Consider the following 20,397-nt stretch of genomic DNA (forward strand, 5'->3'; position numbering starts at 1 on the left):
TCTCCTACTTCTTGTAGTTAGAAACGACCTCATTTAAATCTTTGACGAATCCATCAATGTGCTTTTCGTCTTCAACCACGGCTCCACTCGCAAGTGGATGACCACCGCCGCCATACTTTTTAGCAAGTTCATTGATCGAAGGGCCCTTCGAACGTAACCGAATCCGGAACCCGCCGTCTTTTTGCTGAACAAAGATTGCCCACGAAACCACATCTTTGATTTTCCCAGGCAGTGGCACGACAGCTGATGTGCTGTCATCGCCAAGTTTGAATGGCTCTAATACCTTATCTGAAAGGACCAGATAAGCTGCTCCACTATTGAGAATGGTTAAGTTGTCATAAACATAAGCAGACAATCGGGCCAACGGAATATCAATCTCATCTTCAATCTTATTGACCTCACTGGCCGAAAAATCATATTCAGTCAACTTAGACGCAACCGCTAAAGTGTGGGAAGAAGTTGATGGATACATAAACCGACCAGTATCACCCACAATCCCTGCGTATAATAATCGGGCACCTTTGGCAGGCATGGTCAACTCCGCACGATTAGCGGCAAAAAAATCGTAAATTAATTCAGAGGTACTAGAAGCTTCGGGCTCAACCCACATGATATCACCAAATGCATCATCGTTTGGATGGTGATCGATCTTAATCATCACCTTGCCTTTGTTGAACCGATCGTCGTCAACGCGTGGCTGATTAGCTGTATCAACGACGATTACCAATGCATCTTTGTACTGATCATCAGAAATCTCATCGGTTTTGCCAAGCCAAGCAAAGCCATCGTACTGCTTACCAGCGCAAAGAATCGTTTTATCTGGGAAAGATGCCTTGAGAATTTGAGCCAATCCCATTTGAGAGCCGATCGCATCAGGATCTGGTCGCTTGTGTCGATGAATGATGATGGTTTTATATTGCTTAATAGTTGTTAAAATTTGTTCTTTAATTGACATGTCATTACTCCAATTACTTTATTGTCGAACACTTAAGTATACACTAGAACCCCAATAATACAAACTAGGTCTTTTGAACATCGCCGTTGTGGAATAAGTCCAACGCAATATTTTCATACGTTAAATCGTCCAGGTTAGTGATCGTAATCCCTAGTAGCCGGACACCGGTAGAAATGTCAGGCATATCCGTCAACAAGTCACCTGCAAGGGCAAAGTAATCGGCTGGGTCATTTTTGATGTAGTCATCTAAAGTCACACGTTTGGTGAAGGTTGAAAAATCTTTGTAGCGGATCTTGAGGACCAACGTCTTACCATGTTTCTTTTTGTTGTCCATCGCTTGGACCACCATTTCAGCAATCCGTTGCAGTTGGGCATCCACTTCTGAACTGGTCCTGATTTCGGGTCCGAAAGTCCGCTCTTTGCCAATTGACTTTCGAATTCGTTGATACTCAACTGGACGCTCATCAACGCCCCGGGCGCGTTCATACAAAACATACCCAAACTTGCCAAAATGTTTAATCAAATCCATTTGTGACCACTGCAATAAATCAGCGCCGTTTGCAATCTGCAAGGCTTGCATTTTGGGAACTGTCTTCTTACCTACCCCGCGGAATTTCTCAATCGGTAACTTGGTCAGAAACTCAATGGCATCTTTTTGGGGGATCACGGTAATTCCAACCGGTTTTGCGTAATCGGAAGCTTCTTTCGCCAAAAATTTATTATACGATACCCCCACGGAGCAAGTCAGCTTTGTTTGTTGCCAGATTTCTGTTTGAATCATTCTGGCAACCTGAATTGGATCAGAAAGATGCCGCTTGTTGTGAGTAATGTCTAGATAAGCTTCATCAAGGGCAACTGACTCCACGGCATCGGTAAAATGATGAAAAATTTCATGAATTTGATCTGAAACTGACCGATACAGGCCAAAACCAGAAAATCGAAAAACAGCTTTCGGACAGAGCTCTAAAGCCTTCTGGGCACTCATCGCTGAATGCACGCCAAATCGTCGCGCATTGTAATTGGCAGTTGAAACAACCCCGCGGCCACCCGTCCTTCTTGGATCGCGGGCAACAATCAGCGGCTGGTTTTTTAAACTGGGATCTTCACGTTCTTCAATTGAGGCGTAGAAGGCATCCATATCAACATGAATGATTTTTCTGCCGTTAATAGTCATGATTATCAACCTCTAAATCAAACGTACGTTCTCTCTTACCGCAAAAAAATGGTTGGCCAAAACATCACGTTCCGGTACCAACCCAAGTAATTGAAGCTTACTTACTTTCTTTATTCTGATCAGCTGCAGAATCGCTTGCTTGGTCAGAAGCCGCAGACTTATCATCAGCTGCATCTGATGCAGGAGCCTCATCTGTTTTAGCAGAATTCGTCTTCGTATCAGTTGTAGCAGTAGCTGGGGCAATCCCCGGTTGCTTGATTTGAGCAACAGCGCTTAAATCAAAAACCAAGTAGATGCCATCACAGTCCAGGGTAACGGTCTTTTCGGCTTCGTTGATTTCATCAACAACACCGTGTAAACGGCCAATTGTAACCACTGAATCACCAGGTTTAATCTTCGACAATTGTTCCCGACGCTTTTGCTGCTGCTTTCGTTGAGGACGAATCATCAAGAAATACATCAATGCAAATAAGGCAACGATCATTAAGATCGAGAGATAACTACTAGAAGAACCATTCAATATTTTTCACCCACACTTTCATAAGAATACTTTACCAAATAAGTTGTCAACCGTCTAGGTCTAAAAGTTTTTTGCGTTAGGTTTATTATACCCATACTGCTCAAATACTTCTGCCCGCAGATCCAGCAAATTATCATCCATAATAGCCTGCTGAACCCGTTTCATCAAGTGAATTAAGTAATACAAATTATGATAACTGCAAAGACGCAGGCCAAATGTTTCGTCTGCTTTAATCAAATGACGAATATATGCCCGCGTATAGTTACGGCAGGTATAACAATCGCACTGATCATCCAAAGGAGTGAAATCTCTAGCGAACTTGGCATTTTTGACGACCAAGCGACCATGGGAAGTCATCACGGTCCCATTCCTGGCAATTCTGGTTGGCAACACACAGTCAAACATGTCAATTCCACGAATAACCCCATCAATCAAGGAATCCGTCACGCCGACCCCCATCAAATAACGAGGTTTATTTTCAGGTAACAATGGCGTTGTTGCTTCCAAAATCCGATTCATTTCCGTCTTGGATTCTCCAACCGACAAGCCCCCGATTGAATAACCTGGGAAATCTAAACTTACCAAATCCTTGGCAGATTGTTGTCTAAGATCCTCAAATCCAGCGCCTTGAACAATTCCAAAGAGTCCCTGTGTATCAGGATTACGGTGGGCTTTTAACCCCCGCTCAGCCCAACGACTCGTCCGTTCAACTGATTTTTTAACATAATCATAAGATTCAAAGAATGGCGGGCACTCATCTAGGCTCATCATAATATCTGGACCCAGATCATTCTCAATTTGAATAGCTTTTTCCGGTGAAAGAAACATCTTGGAACCATTTAACTCATTTTTGAATGTAACTCCTTGTTCCGTGATATCCCGATTTTTGGCAAGCGAGAACACTTGAAAACCACCCGAATCAGTCAAAAGCCCTTTATGCCAATTCATAAACTTGTGTAGACCACCTGCTTCTTTAACAATGTCTTCACCAGGTCGTAACCACAAGTGATAAGTATTGGCCAAAACAATGGTTGCCCCCATTTTATCAAGCTCTTCAGGGGCCAATGTTTTAACCGTTGCCTGAGTTCCTACTGGCATAAAGATCGGGGTCCTAAACGTCCCGTTGGGCGTGGTGATTTCACCAAGCCGAGCACCAGTGTGTTTTTCCTTTTTAATCAAGCGATAAGTTATCGCTGGTTGCATGTAAAGTCCTCCTTGCAAGAGCTAATCAGCCGTTAATGAATGTACATTGCATCCCCAAAACTGAAGAAACGGTACTTTTCTTGGATGGCATGCTCATACGCATTTAAAATGTTTTTCCTGCCAGTAAATGACGCAACCAGCATAACAAGCGTTGACTTAGGCAAATGAAAATTGGTGATAAATGAGTCCACCACTTGCCATTGATAGCCAGGCTTGATGAAAATATCTGTCCACCCTGAATCCGGCCGAATTTCACCGTTGAACTTAGTCCCAACAGTCTCCAACGTCCGAATAGAAGTTGTCCCAGTCGCAACGATTTTGCCACCGTTGTGACGCACATCATTCAAAGTATCGGCCGCTTCTTGAGATAAACGATAGAACTCGCTGTGCATCTTGTGATCTTCGATATTTTCCTCATCAACAGGCCGAAATGTTCCTAGTCCCACGTGAAGGGTTAAATATACCAGATGAACACCCTTGTCAGCAACCTTCTGGAGTAATTCCTTTGTCCAGTGCAAGCCAGCTGTCGGAGCGGCCGCAGAGCCCATTTCCTTGGCGTAAACTGTTTGGTAGCGATTTGGATCATCCAGCTTCTCTTTAATGTATGGTGGCAATGGGGTCTCACCTAATTTTTCGAGAATTTCAATGAAAATGCCCTCGTACTTGAATTCAATTTCTCGCCCACCATGATCCAATTCTTTGGTTACAACAGCCTTTAACTGGCCTTCCCCAAAGTCGATCACAGTTCCAACCTTAGCCCGCTTAGCAGGTTTCATTAACGTTTCCCAACGGTCTCCCTCAATGTTATGCAGCAAAAGGACTTCCATATTAGCCCCAGTATCTGCTTTGACACCGTAGATTCGCGCAGGCATCACCTTGGAATCGTTCATCACTAACGCATCGCCAGGATTTAAGTAATCAATAATGTTGTAGAAATGCCGGTCCTGCATCTCACCAGTGTCTTTATTCAAAACCAGTAATCGAGACTCATCGCGATCTTTAATCGGTGTTTGCGCAATCAATTCATGAGGTAGATCATAATCAAAGTCTTCAAGTGTGTAATTTGTTTTCATAATTAGTTCCCTTCGTGCTTATTCGGCATTGGGTAATTCAAATGATCGTAACCTTTTGGTGTAACCATTCTTCCCCTGGCAGTCCGTTTAATCAATCCAATTTGAAGAAGATATGGTTCATACATTTCTGCAATCGTATCGGTTTCTTCGCCGATATTTGCCGCCAATGTATTCAAACCAACCGGTCCGCCATCATAATATTGAATCATCGTTTTCAATAGCTTAATATCTGTGTCATCCAAGCCCAAATCATCAACTTTAAGCTTGTCGAGCGCATAACGGACAATCTCCAAGTCAATGTGATCTCGATCAGAAACTTGAGCGAAATCCCGGACCCGTTTTAGGAGTCGGTTTGCAACTCGAGGAGTCCCTCGGGATCTTAATGCAATTTCATGGGCACCGGACTCGAGGATTGGAATCTGGAAAATGTCAGCCGTTCGTTTAACAATATCTTCAAGATCAGCAACCCGGTAATAGTTCATGTGCTCAACAATACCAAACCGATCTCGAAGTGGTGCAGCCAGCATGCCTGCCTGTGTCGTTGCTCCAATGAGCGTAAATGGCGGCAATGGGAAATGAATTGGATGGGCCCCCGATCCCTGACCAACGATAATGTCAACGTAAAAATCTTCCATTGCAGAATAGAGCATTTCCTCAACAACTTTTGGCAACCGATGGATCTCATCGATAAACAAGACATCCCCCGGTTGCAGCTCATTTAACAAAGAAAGCAAATCACCGGGCTTATCAACAGCAGGCCCGCTAGTGGTTCGGATACTGACACCCATTTCATTAGCAATCACCATGGCCAGAGTTGTTTTACCTAATCCTGGTGGTCCATACAACAAAACGTGGTCAAGAGATTCTTCCCGTTGTTTGGCGGCTTTAATATACACACCCAATTTATTTTTAACGTCGTCTTGACCAATATATTCGCTTAACGTTTGTGGTCGCAGTGACTTTTCGATGCTGCTCTCTTCAGAATCAACATTATCGGGAGAAATAAGTCGATCATCTTTTGGCTCGGTCAAATTATCATCCTCCCTTTTAATGCATCAGTAATTTAAGGCCCATGCTCAAATATTCGTCAGTCGACAGACCCGTTTTGGCTGCAAGGTCATTTTCAATTCCGTCAACCTGTTTAGCGCCATATCCCAGTGCTTGAAGGGCAGATAAGGCATCTGTCAATTCTTGGGATTGCGGAGCGGCACTCGACTTTTCCTGAGGGATCATCCCATCAGTTGCGATATCGTTTAACTTATCCTGCAGATCTAAAATAATCTGTTGAGCAGTCTTCTTACCCACACCAGGGAACTTCGTCAGAAACTTGACATCTTTGCTTTTAACTGCAGCAACCAACCCATCACGGTCATTACCAGCAAGAATTGCTAAGGCACTCTTGGGTCCAATTCCGGAAACGGCAATCAACTTTTCAAACAATTGCTTATCTTCAATATCATGAAACCCATATAAGAGAATAGCTGAATCACTTACTGACTGATAAACATAAACCCGAACAGCCGTTTTGCTATCGACTTTAAATTGAAACGGGTCAGCTGCATACACTAAATACCCAACCCCGCCAACAAGCAATACAATGTGAGTTGGCTTAATATCCACAACGTAACCATCAAAAAACTCGAACATGAGAAACTCCTCTTCAAAAAACGTATGTTTGCTTGTTAAATTGTATCACAATTGACAGATCACCACGACAACAAAACTTAGAGAATCTCTTGGTCAGTGTGGTGTGGGTCTTGAATTCGTTTGAACATTTTTTCAATATCTTCATTGGTAAATTTAACGAGTACTGGGCGGCCATGAGGACAGTTATATGGGTTTTCACACTCTGGCAAACGTTGGAGAAGGGCAACGGCTTGCCGCTCATCCAAATGGTGATTAGCCTTGATTGCCCGCTTACAGCTCATCATGATAGCTGTTTTTTCTCGAAATGCAGCCACTGAAATTTTATGATCCGATAAAATCCAGTCAATCATTTCTTTGATTGTATCCTCTTCTTGACCAGCCTTAAACCACATCGGATGTTCACGGACAATGAAACTATTTTGACCAAACTGTTCCAAATGGATCCCAAGCGTCCTCAGCAAATCCAAGTGTTCATTTATCAACAGAAAGTCAGATGTTGAGTAGTCAAGAACAATTGGCACCAACAAGTTTTGCTGATCGTCAGAAACTTCCCCAATTGCCTTTCGATAATGCTCATAGTTAATCCGCTCCTGAGCAGCATGTTGATCCACTAAATACATACTATCCGGGGACTCAGCAACCAAATAGGTTCCATGAATTTGACCAATGTATTGCAGGCTTGGAAAACCAGATTCAGAGACCAGTTCTGACTGTTCAGGTTCCTTTTGCCGATTCAGCGTACTAACAGGCGGTACAGGTGGATCCCCAGCATCTTCAAAAATTGGAACAGCACTTGGTTCTGCCTGCATTAATTCATCAAATTGAGCAACGGCTGGACTATTTAAATCAGCCTTTGTCTTAACAACCACTGGCGTGACGTCAGGCTGATCCGCCGTCACCATGGGGGCAGGATCAGCTTCGAATAAAGGTTGATTGGTCTGCTCTTGATCCGCTGTTGAAACATCAAACTGTCTTGGCATAACGTTAAATGGCTTCTTAAAATCCCGAGTCGCGTCAGGAATCAATTGCTTGTCTGAAAGCATCTGCTTGATTGCCCCGACAATTAATTTGCCGATTTCAGGTTCATCGCTAATGCGGACTTCTTGTTTGGTTGGGTGAACATTGACATCAATCAAAGCAGGATCGATATCAACTTTAACCACGGCAATTGGGAACCTGCCGATCATCAATTTTGACCCATAACCTTCAATAACCGCTTTAGTGAGTGGATAATTACGAATAAACCGCCCATTCAAAATCAATGAAATATAATTGCGGCTCGACCGGGTTAATTCTGGCAGACTCACAAAACCAGCTACCTTAATATCCATGCCTTCCGCAGAAATCGGGGCCAACTTGGCAACGGTTTTGACACCATAAATTGCGCCGAGAACCTGTCTCAAGTCGCCCCTTCCAGACGTCCGCAAAAGTTCACGGCCATTACTAATAAATGAAAAGGCAACTTCAGGATGACTCAGTGCCAAGCGGTTTACGATGTCTGAAATTTTTGCCAGTTCAGTGTTGGGAGAACTCAAGTATTTTAACCGTGCAGGGGTATTATAAAATAACGATCGGACTTCAACCGTGGTTCCCTTACGAGATTCAGCGGCTTTTTGCTCAACGAGCTTGCCGCCTTTATATTCAATTTGCGTCCCAATTGAACCAGTGGACGTCTTCATCAACACATTTGATACGGAACTGATACTAGGGAGAGCTTCACCACGAAAGCCTAATGTCCGCACCCGAAAGAGATCCCGCTGCTCGGTGATTTTACTGGTCGCATGCCGTAAAAAGGCGGTCTTGACTTGGGAACTGTCAATTCCATTGCCGTCGTCAACGACTTTGATCAACTTTAAGCCGGAATTTTCAACGGTAATATCAATCTCAGTACTTTTGGCATCTATTGAATTTTCAACTAATTCTTTCACCACTGATGCTGGCCGCTCGACAACTTCGCCAGCTGCGATTTGGTCTGCTAAAATCGATGGTAATTCATGAATCTTATTCAAAGAGATCACCTTACTCCCTGTTTATCTTCTGTTGCCATTTATAGACTTGATTCATAATCTGCATCGGCGTTTTCGACATCAAATCAAGCTGCTTAATCTCAGAAACCACTTCAGCTTGGTTGTCATCAACCGTTTCAAGTGGAAACAGTGAGATTTGCTCTTCAGTGTCCGATTTAGGTTGGTGGGTTGGTTTTGGCTGCCTTCCTTTTCGCTTTTGATCGGCTTCCGCCTGCTGCTCTAATTTAGTAAGTATATCATTTGCCCGGCTCAATAGGTTGTTTGGTAACCCAGCCAATTTAGCGACGTGAATTCCGTAAGATTTATCCGCTGGACCTGGTTGAATTTTGTGAAGGAAAACTAATTCACCATTTGACTCGGTGGCACCAACGTGAACGTTTTGTAACTGCTTCAAACTTTCGTCCAGAGTTGTCAACTCATGATAATGGGTGGAGAATAGCGTTTTAGCACCAATATTGTTATGCACATACTCAATAATCGCTTGAGCCAATGCCATTCCATCGTAAGTCGCAGTCCCCCGACCAATTTCATCAAATAAGATCAAACTGTTGGGCGTTGCATTCTCGATGGCATCATTGGCTTCTTTCATTTCGACCATGAACGTACTTTTTCCAGAAATCAGATCGTCAGCAGCGCCAATTCGGGTAAAAATTTTATCAAAAACGGGTATCACTGCCTTCTTAGCAGGTACAAAACAACCAATTTGATTCATGATAACTGCTAATGCCATTTGCCGCATATAGGTGCTCTTACCAGACATATTGGGCCCGGTGATTAAAAGAACGCTCGTGTGGTCATCCATGGTAACGTCATTGGGAACATACTGCTGATGACCTAATACTTTTTCGACAACCGGATGGCGACCGTCTTTGATTGACACTTCATGTTTAGCTGTCAAGGTTGGTCGAATAAACCGATATTCCTCACTAACGGCTGCAAAACTTTGTAAGACATCCACGGAAGCAATCGAATCTGCCAAATCTTGAATTCGCTTAATCGATTTTTTGATGTCTTCACGAATTTTAACAAATAATTTGTATTCCAGAGTCTTGCTCTGTTCTTCAGCTTCCAAGATCAGGGCTTCTTTTTCTTTTAATTCTGGGGTTGAAAATCTTTCTGCGTTCGCCAAAGTTTGTTTGCGTTGGTAACGATCTGCGGGTATTTTGCTCAAATTGACCCTGGTGACTTCAATATAATATCCAAAAACGTGATTAAAGCCGACTTTCAAATTATTAATACCCGTTATTTTGCGTTCCTTAGCCTCAAGTTCAGCTAACCACTTTTGACCATTGTTAGTGGCATCACGATACTTGTCCAGTTGATCATCAAAGCCATCCTTAATAACCCCACCATCCGTAACGGAAATCGGGGGTTCTTCAACAATCGCCGACTCAATTTCGCCAACAACATCATCTAGTGGAACGAGTTTTTCAAGCATGTCTTGAAAACTTTTGTCTGCAATTTGTTCCAAAATGTACTTAATCTTTGGCACCTGTTGCAAAGAAGCTTTCAACTGAATCAAGTCACGGCCGTTAACACTGCCAAAGGCGATTCTGCCTGCCAAACGCTCCAAATCGTACACCTTCACGAGTTCGTCTTGGAGCTGGTTTCGCTCATAATAATGATCAAGCAGGACCGCAACCGCATCGTGGCGCTCATTAATCTCATTAGCATTGACAAGTGGTCGTTCAATCCATTGTTTTAATTTTCGCCCACCCATTGCAGTCTTGGTCTGGTCCAATAACCAAAGCAACGTTCCGGCTTTTTTGCCGGTTCGAATATTTTTGATCAATTCAAGATTATATTGCGAATTGTGATCCATCTCCAGGAAGTCGGACGGTTCGTACACGACAGCCCGCTTAAGATGGCTCAGGCTGCGTTTTTGAGTGGCTTGGATATAATCCAGCAACATCTTTAAAACACGCCTCATGAGTGGATTATCAACGTCCTGGCTAAGGTAGCTGACCGAAGAATTGACTGGCACTTCCGCTTGGGTCGATCGGAGAATGCCTATTTTTTTAATCGTCTCCTGAATCGTTGTTGGTAGGTCTGGATCAATGACTGTTTCTTTAGTTTGTAGTGAAACTAATTCGTTCACCAACTCGGCCTGAGTTGTCAATTCGGCTACTTTTAATTCGCCAGTCGACAAATCAACATATGAAAAAGCAAATTGTTGGCCTGACTTGTCCGCAACCACGGCCGTTAAATAATTATTCGTCTTGGCATTTTCGCTGCCAACGTCCACTTGGGTTCCTGGTGTTACCAACTGGATGACTTCGCGTTTAACCATCCCTTGGGTTAACCGAGGATCTTCCATCTGCTCACAAATCGCAACTTTGTACCCCTGGTCCACCAAAATATCAATGTAATTTTTGACGGCTTTATGGGGCACCCCACACATTGGAATCGGGTGCTCAGCATTCCGACTACGGTTAGTTAAGGTTAATTCCAAAAGTTGTGAACCTTTGATTGCATCCTCATTGAACATCTCATAAAAATCACCGAGACGGTAAAATAAAAATGCATCCGGATATTGGTCCTTAATCTTTTGATACTGTACCATCATTGGTGTTTGTGCTTGCTTTGCCACCTATAAGTCCCCTTAAATCAAATTCGTTTTTCCCAGTATGTTTAACTTAGTGATTAATTAATTTGGTCGTCTGTTAACATCACAGTTTTAATTTGTGTTGTATGGCCAGTCTTATCGTCAATGTCGATGTAACAGCCGGAAATAATTCCCCGGCCAGTTTCTAAGACTTCAAATCGGGCAGGCCGTTGGTTCAAAAATCGGTTGATCACACTTTCTGGCTTCATGCCCAGCATCCCATCTGCCGGACCAGTCATTCCGGCATCGGTCAAAAAGCCGGTCTTTTCGGGTAAAATTTGGGCATCGTTCGTTTGCACATGAGTGTGCGTGCCGACGATCGCGGAAATCCGGCCGTCGAGATAACGGGCAATGGCTAATTTTTCACTGGTTGCTTCTGCGTGAAAGTCCATAAAAATACAGTGAGTGGTTTTGCGGATTTCAGTCACTAATTCATCCGCCAGCGCGAACGGATCATCCAGATTATCCATGAAAACCCGTCCTTGAAAATTAAGCACTGCCAGTTGATGACCGTTGACGTTGACCATTGTATACCCTTTTCCCGGTGTCGTCCGTTTTGGGAAATTGTATGGGCGAATCAGGCGTTTGCTGTCATCGATAAAGTCCAATATTTCATTATTGCTCCACGCATGATTCCCTAACGTAACAACATCAACGCCCGCACCCATCATCTTTTTGTAGATACTTTGAGTAATTCCTCGGCCCATGGGCGTTGCATTTTCACCGTTCACAACTGTTACCTGTGGTCGAAGCTCCTGTTTAAGCTTGGGTAGATATGTTTCAATCATATGAACGCCCATATTTCCAACAACGTCACCAATAAAAAGAACTCGCATTAACTTTTTCCTCAATACTTTCTAGTTTGTTTGAAATAAGTTTAACATTTATAAAAGAAAAAAGACCAGAGTCCCTGATCTTTTATCTTGCATATTCGACTGAACGAACTTCCCGAATCACAGTAACCTTAATGTGACCAGGATACTTCATTTCAGTTTCAATCTTTTGTTTAATCTTACGGGCAAGCACAATTGCTTGAGTATCCGTAATGTCTTCAGGCTTTGCAATCACCCTGATCTCTCGACCAGCTTGGATTGCATAGCTCTTTTGTACCTCGTCAAAGCTGTCGGTAATTTTTTCAAGGCTATCAAGTCGATGAACGAAGCTTTCAAGTGAATCACTGTGAGCCCCTGGCCGCGAAATAGCAATCTTCCCTGCCACCGCAACCAATTCAGCAATGATTGATTCGGGTTTATGATCTTCGTCATAACCCTTAATTGCATCAATCACAACTGGACTTTCGTGATACTTCTTGGCTAAGTCAACCCCAACTTGAACGTGTGAGCCTTCAACCCCATTATTAGCAGCTTTGCCGATATCGTGTAATAATCCTGCGCGTTTAGCTAAAGTAACATCCTCACCTAATTCTGATGCAAACGCACCAGTCAACTTTGCAACCTCAATTGAATGACCAAGTAAATTCTGACCATGGAAAATCTTAAAGTTCATCTGACCGACTAATTTGATCATCTCTGGACTCATTGAATGAATTCCCAAATCAAACAGGGTTTCTTCACCAATATCTTGAATCCGCTCATCAAGTTCTTTGCGGCTCTTTTCAACCATCTCTTCAATCCGAGCTGGATGAATCCGGCCGTCCTTAATAAGCTTCTCCAAAGTCATCTTGGCAACTTCCCGCCGTATTGGATCAAATCCACTCAATACCACAGCTTGTGGTGTATCATCAATGATTAAATCAATTCCAGTCAGGGTCTCGAAGGTCCGGATATTTCGACCTTCTCGACCGATGATTCTTCCCTTCATATCTTCATTTGGAAGGCTCACAACGGAAACCGTGGTTTCGGAAACCACATCCGCTGAACTTTGTTGAATTGCTTCAATGATCAGATCCTTAGCATTTTCATCAGCTTCAGATTGAGCCTGGTAATAACTTTCCTTTACCATCCGGGCTTTCTCATCGGCCAACTGTTCACTAGTCTCTTGAATGATCAGATTACGGGCCTCTTCTTGAGTAAAGGCCGCAACTTTCTCAACTTCAGCCTGACGTTTTTGAATAAGTGAGTTTGCTTCTTCTTGTTGTGTAGTTAAGTTTTGTTGTTCACGATTAATCTTTTGCTCTTTTCGGTTAAGGGTGCTCTCTCTACGCTCAAAAGCACTATCTTTCCGGTCAAGAGCCTCTTCTCGCTGCAACAAACGATCCTCTTGTTTTTGAATCTCCGCTCGTCGATTCTTTAGTTCTTTTTCAACTGAAGAACGATAGCGATGGTTCTTTTCCTGAGCTGACAAAGTTGCTTCTTTAACAACTGTTTCCGCCTTTTTCTTGGCTTCAACTAGAATGTTCTTTGCAGAACCATTTGCCGCATCAAGATCTTTTTCCTGGATCTTCTTTTGTGTAGACTTGCCGATAACAAAACTAATAATACCAACAAAACCAACAACAATAATAGCGATGATTGCGAGGATTATTCCAGCCATACTCATGGCTTCACCTCCAAATCATCATAAAATGATTATTTTCTAAACCAATTATAAGATGTTATTTGATTATTGACACAACTATCATTCTAATGTTTGTTGGCACTGGTGTCAATCATCTTATGCGGTAACGGCAATTAGTTGCATGCAACAAGTTGTTCTTAATATCAAAAAGTTGCTTTACGGTATCATACAAGTCACCGTCACCATTATGTTTACAAAAAAAGCCCTCATCGCTGAAGGCCTTCTCTGCTGTAAATAGATGTTGCACTACTTACCAATATTTAAATCAATATTTTCAGTTGCTTCGTTTTTGCTATCAGATTTTTTAGAAGCCTTCGTAGCTTTCTTGTCATCTGATTTTGAAGACGACTTTGGCTTTTCGTCAGGGGCCGTATCGTCAGGAATTCCATACGCATCCCGAACTTTTTTCTCAACCTCTTTAAACATATCTTGATGTTCCTCAAGGTATGATTTAGCGTTCTCGCGACCTTGACCAATCCGTTCTTCACCGTATGAATACCAAGAACCGGACTTATCGATAATATCTTTATCCACAGCCATATCGACCAATTCGCCAGATTGAGAAATTCCTTTCCCATACATAATATCCACTTCGGCACGTTTGAATGGTGGCGCAACCTTATTCTTCACCACTTTAATTCGAACTCGGTTACCAATGATATTAGTGCCGTCCTTAATCTGTTCAGCACGACGAATTTCAAGTCGAATGGTTGCGTAGAATTTCAATGCACGGCCACCAGGAGTGGTTTCTGGATTACCAAACATAACCCCAACTTTTTCACGAATCTGATTAATAAAGATCGCAATTGTTTTCGTCTTGCTAATCGTTCCGGATAATTTTCGTAGGGCTTGTGACATCAATCGGGCTTGAAGACCAACGTGGGCATCCCCCATTTCGCCTTCGATTTCGGCCCGAGGTACCAAAGCGGCAACTGAATCGATGACAACAATATCAACTGCGCCACTCGTCACCAAAGCATCAGTGATTTGCAGTCCCTGTTCACCGGTATCAGGTTGCGACAGTAACAAATCATCGATGTTAACCCCTAAATGGGTCGCGTAAACTGGATCCAGCGCGTTTTCAGCATCGATATACGCAGCTGTCCCACCACGTTTTTGGACTTCAGCTACGGCATGAAGAGCAACCGTTGTTTTCCCAGAACTTTCTGGTCCATATACTTCAACGATTCTTCCACGAGGATAACCACCAACTCCGAGCGCCTCATCGAGTGCAAGTGAACCGGATGGAACCGTCGAAATCTGCGTATCGGCTTTGTCGCCCATCCTCATGATGGATCCCTTACCGAATTCTTTTTCAATATTCTTTAAGGCTTTATCTAAAGCTACTTTTCTTTGGTCAGCCATTGAATTCCTCCCATTTCCTTACCGGAAAAGTTTACCAACTAACTATACTAATGATTTTCGAAAAAAGCAATAAAAAAGGGAACAAAAGTTCGATTAATTATGAATTGCATCAAGCGCCATTTGTAGCCCAGCATCAACCGATGCCTTTCTAATGGCGTTTCGTTCGCCGGAGAAATGAAATTCTTTGGCAAAAGTCTGCTGGGTGCCATATGCAATCCCTATCCAAACGGTACCAGCTGGATTACTTTCAAGCTCATCCGGACCCGCTACGCCAGTGAATGATACACCTAAATCTTTTTTCATAATTGAACGAGCCTGATTGGCCATCCAAATTGCGGTTGGCTCACTCACAACGCCGTTCTCCTCAATCACTTCGCTGGGAATGTTCAATAATTGCTCTTTAACTTCATTGGAGTATGTGACAAACCCTCCTTCAAATATTTCAGAAACACCAGCAACGTTCCCAAGAGTGCTCTGAAATTGTCCGGCAGTCAGACTCTCTGCTGCAGTAATCGTGATATGTCGTTTGATTAATTCATTAACCAACTTCTGTTCAAGTGTCATCTCTATTGCCCCTTTCATTTATTAAATACGTAAAATACGTGCCAAAAATTTAAATTCAATGAAAAATAACAAACGAGGACAAGGTTATGGCAAAATAGCTTGCCCAACCATTGACCTCGTTTTGATTTCAGATAAAACTATTAAAATGAATCTGCAAATACAGATCGATTCTGAACGAAATAATCAATGCCAGAATAGATCGTGAAGAATAAGCAAGTGTACAGCATAATCTGATCTAATGGGAAATTAATGGCCGCAAAGAGAACGTTATTCAAGAAGAGCAGAATAATGGCCAGCATCTGAGTCGTTGTCTTAATCTTTCCGGGCCAAGCAGCAGCAATAACTGCGCCATTATTTTCAACAATAATCAATCTTAGTCCAGTAACGGCCAATTCCCGACAGACGATGATGGCAATCACCCATGCTGGAACTTCCCCAATCTCGACAAGGAAAATAAAGGCAGTCATGACAAGCATTTTATCAGCTAAAGGATCCGCGAATTTCCCAAAGTTGGTGACTAAATGCCTTCTGCGAGCAATTTGCCCATCCAAAAAGTCAGTGAGAGAAGCCACAATAAAGATAATAGTGGCAACCCAGCGGGCATTCCCAATAACCGTCCCGGCAATCGTGACACTACCCGAAAAAATGGGTACGGCAAGTATTAGAATGAAAAACGGAATCAAGATAATTCTAAAGATCGTTAATTTATTTGGTAAATTCATGTTTTCCTCCACCAGCCAGTCTCATTAATAACCGTTTGTTGTTCCAGACGTGTTGGTATTTCCAGTTGTACCAGTATTCCCGGTAGTCGTGCTAGCAGATCCGGTAGTTGTCCCGTTCGTTGTTCCAGTTGTTGTACCTGTTGAACCGGTCGTCGTGGTTGCTGAACTATTCGTCGCTGCAGAACTGCTGCTTGATGATTGGGCAGCGGTCGACTTACCAAATTGTAATGTAATAACTCTAACTTGGCTGGATCCATTATCAACTGGATCTGCTACCTTAAGCTTTTTGCCGCCGACGTAAATTGAAGTCTGGGCAGCGTTACCAGCATTAACAGTAACAGTACTGGTCCCACTTGGGATGGCAACCGTATGTGACTTTCCACCAGTTAAAGCAGCTTGCCACAGAGTTGTGCCATCTGCCGAAACTGCAGTCCATGCGCTGGTTGCAGCAGAAGCAGTCATAATCCGAAGGGCAGTCTTACCCTTCACACCGCTTACTCGATAGGTCACATCACTACCGGAGGCTGTCACTTTCTTAAAAGTAATTGCTTTTTTCTTAGGAGTCTTGGCTTTAGCTTTACTCTTTGTTGAACTGCTTGATTTAGCTTTGTTATTTTTGTTACCAGAAACGGAAACTTTGGAAGTCTCAATTTGAGTTTTGGACGTGTCCCGGGTACTCTTTGCCGCAGCAACCCAAATCGCAACCAAAATAATCAAAACGATAACAGATACTGACGCAATCGGAATATACCTCCGCAGCTTTTCGTTTCGCTGGTCCACTTTTCGTTGTGCCGATCGAGTTTCTGGATTATCATCATTTACCCGGTCAACATATTCCGGATCTTCAGTATCGGGAAGCTTTTCTTCATATTGACTCAGCAACTCAGTTCCATCCAAACCAACAGAATCAGCATACTGCTTCACAAACGCCCGAACATAGAATTCTCCAGGAAGGTCATCAAAATTATTATCTTCAATCGCAATTAAATAACGCTTCTGGATCTTGGTGTTTTTTTGCAGGTCATCAAGGGTATAACCCTTTGCCACTCTGGCATCATGCAGGTTTTTCCCAATTGTTAAACTATCTTTTTCGTCACTCATACGTATTCTCCATTACAATTAATTATTCACTTAATTCAGTATATCATACGACATTTTTATTAGTTATTGATGATCATTATTAGTATTAATAACGACTTCTTGCATCGTTGCTTGATCCAAAAATGCATTGGTAATTTCCGCCACATCTTGCAAGGTTAAATCTTTTAAAATCTCAACCTCATCATATATTGTAACAGGTTCCCCAATGAAGCCGTCAAACTGACCACTGATCGCCTCTTCAGAATCCATCATTTCAATATAATTTCCAAGTTGTTCGTTCTTTTGTAGTTGAAATTCTTGGGTCTTTGATAAAATTGTTGATGGAATTTCATGAATGATTGTTCGAATTCTATTGATAAACGCTACCGTTTGATTCGTGTCACAACCAAGAATCGCAAAATGAAATCCACGTTCGTTTTCAAACTCCCATGAAAACGAATCATCAATTATTCCATCATGGTATAGTTTATCATACTCCCCAGCGTTTTCGCCGAAAAACAGGTCAAACGTGATCGAAACACCAATTTCATACCTTAAACCAGCCCGACCGCTCGGAACAGGATCGTTTCCGCGAAGACCGACCGTTGCCTTCGAACGAGCAACATTCATGTCAACATGGTGAACTTTCTCTGGCTTATTTTCAGAAAAATCAATTAATCTTTCAAGTGTTTGCGGTTTCTGCTTCGGCTTAGTTTGTTGGTTGGCTTCAATCCAGGCCAACGTTTCTTCTGGATCAACTTTTCCTGTAATGAATAGTGACATATTATCAGGCCGATAGAATGACTGGTAGGCAAGCTGAACATCAGCGAGCTGTATCTGATCAACTGTTTGAACCGTCCCGGCAATATCCATTGCCAACGTAGAATCGGGATAAAGTTCGCTAATTGTGGTGAAATATGCCTGATTGTCCGGATCATTTTGGTACATATTAATTTCTTGATCAATGATGCCCTTTTCTCGCTGAACCTTTTCAGCTGTGAAATAGGGCTCTTGAACGAAATTTAACAAGATATTGAGATTATCTTGAACTGATTCAGTCGTTGAAAACAAAAAATTAGTCTTCGTAAAACTCGTATAAGCATTAGATCGGGCACCGGTTTGATTAAAGAGTTCAAAAACATCATAATCTTTTTTATCGAACATCTTATGTTCAAGAAAGTGCGCAATCCCGGCGGGTTGAACCACCTGCTCACCATTTACACGGAAAGACCGGTCGATTGATCCATAATTGACACCTAGAATTGCCGTCGTCTTATTAAAACCGGGCTTGGGCTGGATGTAAACCATCATTCCATTGGCCAATCGACTCACAAATAATTTTTCATGATAGGTTGGATAATCAATTGACTCCATTGGTTCCCTCCTCACTATTTAATGTAAAGACTGCTCGTAATTGAAGCTGCTTGGCAACCGCAGAAATGGCGGTGCGAGTAACTGAATTAACTTGAGATTCCCATTCCGTGTCAGCAATTGAAAATCCCATAATTTGTTGAAGGTACTGCTTATCAATTAAAGCAGCTAAATGATCACCTTCTGAGCGATGTTGATTAATCAGTGCTTGTTTAATGCCAGCCAGAAGTTGGTCGTCGTAATCACCAGCGATGATTTTATTCAGCTGTTGCGGAACCATTTGTGAAACTTGCTTTTCGTTTTTTTGGTCGATCCCGGCTTGAACCGTCACCATCCCAAAGAGCGAGTTGTAATTGCTATGAATGTCATACGCTAAACTCTTTTTCTCGCGAACATTTGTAAATAGCAACGATTGTGAAGAGCCGCCAAATAATTGATTGAAAATCATTGCAGAAAAATAATCCTGATCTCCAAAATAAATCGGCAATTGATACCCCATACTCAAGATGCTTTGAGATCCAACCAGGATTTGTTCACCGGTTGCAACTTGACTAACCGGAGCTGGAATTACTCTTAACTCATATTTGGCCGTTTGCCGATCGCCGAAGCTCCGGAATCGACTCAATTCGGTTTGAATCTTGTCGGTGGCCACGTCGCCCCCGACCAATATTGTAATTTCGGCCGTTTTGAGAATAGTCAAATAATATGTGTAGAGTTGCTTTGGCGTAATCTGTTTAAATGAAGCCACATCTCCCAGTAAGAACGCCCCGTGATCTGGATCATTTGGATAATACAACTGTTGTAATTGAAGTGTGGCATAATATTCCTTGTTGTCTACAATCGAATCCAAATAGTTGATCATATTGGTTTGATGAATCTTGAAGTATGCAGCGTCAAATTGGCCCTCGTTCACCAGTGGATTTTCAATCATTTCTTTCAGAAAAGAAAACACTTGGGTGGTTAAATCCCGATCCCCAGGTAAAAAACGATCATTAGGATAGGTCATCTTCATTTGGAGAGTATGTTGATTACCATAGCGAAGGACAGAAACGCCGTAACTGGCCCCAAACATCTCAGATAACTTCCGGGAAACCAGCATCTCACTGTTATATTTGGCGGAAGCATTCTCTAATAGTTCCGCCAATAAAGCAAGTTTGGCAAAATTTCGATGATTGGTCGGAAATGTAAAATTAATCACAACTTTGGTATTTTTAAATTTTTTCGTAGGAACAACCTGAAGTTGCACCCCATTGGCAATCTGATAAGCCACTTAACTTCCTCCTCAATTATTCACAGATTTTATACTAAGATAAATCAATGGAATTCTCAACATAATTCGGGAAATGTAAGAAAAAATAAAGAGAGTGACAATCCATATCCGATCGCTTACACAGTTCATCAACAATTGGGGAATAATAAGTCCGCTCACGTCGGTTAAAGGTAGGCTAGAACCAATTATCCTTTCCTGGTTATGATGTGAAGTAAGCACTAAATAACTGGACGTATTCAAAAAGGCATTCGAGCATGTTATTCTTCAGATAACACAATCGAATGCCTTTTTAAGTTTTTACAGT

General features: G+C 42.4%; 17 protein-coding genes. All 17 read right to left on the minus strand.

The window, feature by feature from the left end:
• Positions 1-4: 4 nt before the first annotated feature.
• The 17 genes from QUF07_RS05695 to yfmF all read right to left on the minus strand — a co-directional run bounded on the left by QUF07_RS05695 (position 5) and on the right by yfmF (position 20,093).
• On the minus strand, positions 5-955 hold the full coding sequence (locus tag QUF07_RS05695) for a DHH family phosphoesterase (RefSeq protein ID WP_217161376.1): 951 nt from the start codon (positions 953-955) through the stop codon (positions 5-7).
• Between the two features lie 64 nt (positions 956-1,019).
• Positions 1,020-2,129: a DNA polymerase IV gene (gene dinB / locus QUF07_RS05700; protein ID WP_217341729.1), complete on the minus strand. Its 1,110-nt coding sequence runs from the start codon at positions 2,127-2,129 to the stop codon at positions 1,020-1,022.
• A gap of 97 nt (positions 2,130-2,226) precedes the next feature.
• Complete coding sequence (gene yajC, locus QUF07_RS05705; RefSeq protein ID WP_217161402.1) at positions 2,227-2,613, minus strand: preprotein translocase subunit YajC; 387 nt, start codon at positions 2,611-2,613, stop codon at positions 2,227-2,229.
• A gap of 96 nt (positions 2,614-2,709) precedes the next feature.
• Entirely contained in the window at positions 2,710-3,852 is a 1,143-nt protein-coding gene (gene tgt, locus QUF07_RS05710; protein WP_217161378.1) for a tRNA guanosine(34) transglycosylase Tgt, read from the minus strand.
• 32 nt (positions 3,853-3,884) lie between these two features.
• Positions 3,885-4,925: a tRNA preQ1(34) S-adenosylmethionine ribosyltransferase-isomerase QueA gene (gene queA / locus QUF07_RS05715; protein ID WP_217161379.1), complete on the minus strand. Its 1,041-nt coding sequence runs from the start codon at positions 4,923-4,925 to the stop codon at positions 3,885-3,887.
• Positions 4,926-4,927: 2 nt separating this feature from the next.
• A complete protein-coding gene (ruvB, locus tag QUF07_RS05720; protein WP_289426969.1) occupies positions 4,928-5,956 on the minus strand; it encodes a Holliday junction branch migration DNA helicase RuvB in 1,029 nt (342 codons plus the stop codon).
• 16 nt (positions 5,957-5,972) lie between these two features.
• Positions 5,973-6,572, minus strand: coding sequence for a Holliday junction branch migration protein RuvA (gene ruvA, locus QUF07_RS05725; RefSeq protein ID WP_217161381.1), 600 nt, complete (start codon positions 6,570-6,572; stop codon positions 5,973-5,975).
• Positions 6,573-6,649: 77 nt separating this feature from the next.
• A complete protein-coding gene (mutL, locus tag QUF07_RS05730; RefSeq protein WP_353960959.1) occupies positions 6,650-8,581 on the minus strand; it encodes a DNA mismatch repair endonuclease MutL in 1,932 nt (643 codons plus the stop codon).
• 10 nt (positions 8,582-8,591) lie between these two features.
• Complete coding sequence (gene mutS / locus QUF07_RS05735; protein ID WP_289426971.1) at positions 8,592-11,189, minus strand: DNA mismatch repair protein MutS; 2,598 nt, start codon at positions 11,187-11,189, stop codon at positions 8,592-8,594.
• A 53-nt stretch (positions 11,190-11,242) separates the two neighbouring features.
• Complete coding sequence (locus tag QUF07_RS05740) at positions 11,243-12,040, minus strand: TIGR00282 family metallophosphoesterase (protein WP_217161384.1); 798 nt, start codon at positions 12,038-12,040, stop codon at positions 11,243-11,245.
• An 82-nt stretch (positions 12,041-12,122) separates the two neighbouring features.
• Entirely contained in the window at positions 12,123-13,703 is a 1,581-nt protein-coding gene (gene rny, locus QUF07_RS05745; protein WP_289426972.1) for a ribonuclease Y, read from the minus strand.
• A 264-nt stretch (positions 13,704-13,967) separates the two neighbouring features.
• On the minus strand, positions 13,968-15,086 hold the full coding sequence (recA, locus tag QUF07_RS05750; RefSeq protein WP_217161386.1) for a recombinase RecA: 1,119 nt from the start codon (positions 15,084-15,086) through the stop codon (positions 13,968-13,970).
• Positions 15,087-15,179: 93 nt separating this feature from the next.
• Positions 15,180-15,650: a nicotinamide-nucleotide amidohydrolase family protein gene (locus QUF07_RS05755; protein ID WP_289426973.1), complete on the minus strand. Its 471-nt coding sequence runs from the start codon at positions 15,648-15,650 to the stop codon at positions 15,180-15,182.
• A gap of 140 nt (positions 15,651-15,790) precedes the next feature.
• Positions 15,791-16,372 (minus strand): CDP-diacylglycerol--glycerol-3-phosphate 3-phosphatidyltransferase, encoded by a 582-nt coding sequence (gene pgsA, locus QUF07_RS05760; RefSeq protein WP_217161388.1) that lies wholly within the window; start codon positions 16,370-16,372, stop codon positions 15,791-15,793.
• Positions 16,373-16,396: 24 nt separating this feature from the next.
• A complete protein-coding gene (locus tag QUF07_RS05765; protein WP_289426974.1) occupies positions 16,397-17,473 on the minus strand; it encodes a helix-turn-helix domain-containing protein in 1,077 nt (358 codons plus the stop codon).
• A gap of 63 nt (positions 17,474-17,536) precedes the next feature.
• The gene (gene yfmH / locus QUF07_RS05770; protein ID WP_217161390.1) at positions 17,537-18,826 is read right to left on the minus strand and encodes an EF-P 5-aminopentanol modification-associated protein YfmH; all 1,290 of its coding nucleotides are present in this window, start codon (positions 18,824-18,826) and stop codon (positions 17,537-17,539) included.
• Positions 18,813-20,093, minus strand: a complete 1,281-nt coding sequence (gene yfmF / locus QUF07_RS05775) for an EF-P 5-aminopentanol modification-associated protein YfmF (protein WP_217341724.1) — start codon at positions 20,091-20,093, stop codon at positions 18,813-18,815. Before yfmF ends, yfmH begins: the two co-directional genes overlap by 14 nt.
• Between the last annotated feature and the right edge of the window lie 304 nt (positions 20,094-20,397).

The sequence above is a fragment of the Lentilactobacillus sp. TOM.63 genome (assembly GCF_030361045.1).
In the GTDB taxonomy this organism is placed as follows: domain Bacteria; phylum Bacillota; class Bacilli; order Lactobacillales; family Lactobacillaceae; genus Lentilactobacillus; species Lentilactobacillus dabitei.

Excerpts from the sequence above, each read along its gene's own strand:
- rny (WP_289426972.1), bottom strand. The coding sequence starts at position 13,703 with ATGAGTATGGCTGGAATAATCCTCGCAATCATCGCTATTATTGTTGTT.
- yfmH (WP_217161390.1), bottom strand. The coding sequence starts at position 18,826 with ATGGAGTCAATTGATTATCCAACCTATCATGAAAAATTATTTGTGAGT.
- pgsA (WP_217161388.1), bottom strand. The coding sequence starts at position 16,372 with ATGAATTTACCAAATAAATTAACGATCTTTAGAATTATCTTGATTCCG.
- dinB (WP_217341729.1), bottom strand. The coding sequence starts at position 2,129 with ATGACTATTAACGGCAGAAAAATCATTCATGTTGATATGGATGCCTTC.
- QUF07_RS05765 (WP_289426974.1), bottom strand. The coding sequence starts at position 17,473 with ATGAGTGACGAAAAAGATAGTTTAACAATTGGGAAAAACCTGCATGAT.
- QUF07_RS05740 (WP_217161384.1), bottom strand. The coding sequence starts at position 12,040 with ATGCGAGTTCTTTTTATTGGTGACGTTGTTGGAAATATGGGCGTTCAT.
- queA (WP_217161379.1), bottom strand. The coding sequence starts at position 4,925 with ATGAAAACAAATTACACACTTGAAGACTTTGATTATGATCTACCTCAT.
- recA (WP_217161386.1), bottom strand. The coding sequence starts at position 15,086 with ATGGCTGACCAAAGAAAAGTAGCTTTAGATAAAGCCTTAAAGAATATT.
- tgt (WP_217161378.1), bottom strand. The coding sequence starts at position 3,852 with ATGCAACCAGCGATAACTTATCGCTTGATTAAAAAGGAAAAACACACT.
- QUF07_RS05695 (WP_217161376.1), bottom strand. The coding sequence starts at position 955 with ATGTCAATTAAAGAACAAATTTTAACAACTATTAAGCAATATAAAACC.
- ruvA (WP_217161381.1), bottom strand. The coding sequence starts at position 6,572 with ATGTTCGAGTTTTTTGATGGTTACGTTGTGGATATTAAGCCAACTCAC.
- yajC (WP_217161402.1), bottom strand. The coding sequence starts at position 2,613 with ATGATCGTTGCCTTATTTGCATTGATGTATTTCTTGATGATTCGTCCT.
- QUF07_RS05755 (WP_289426973.1), bottom strand. The coding sequence starts at position 15,650 with ATGACACTTGAACAGAAGTTGGTTAATGAATTAATCAAACGACATATC.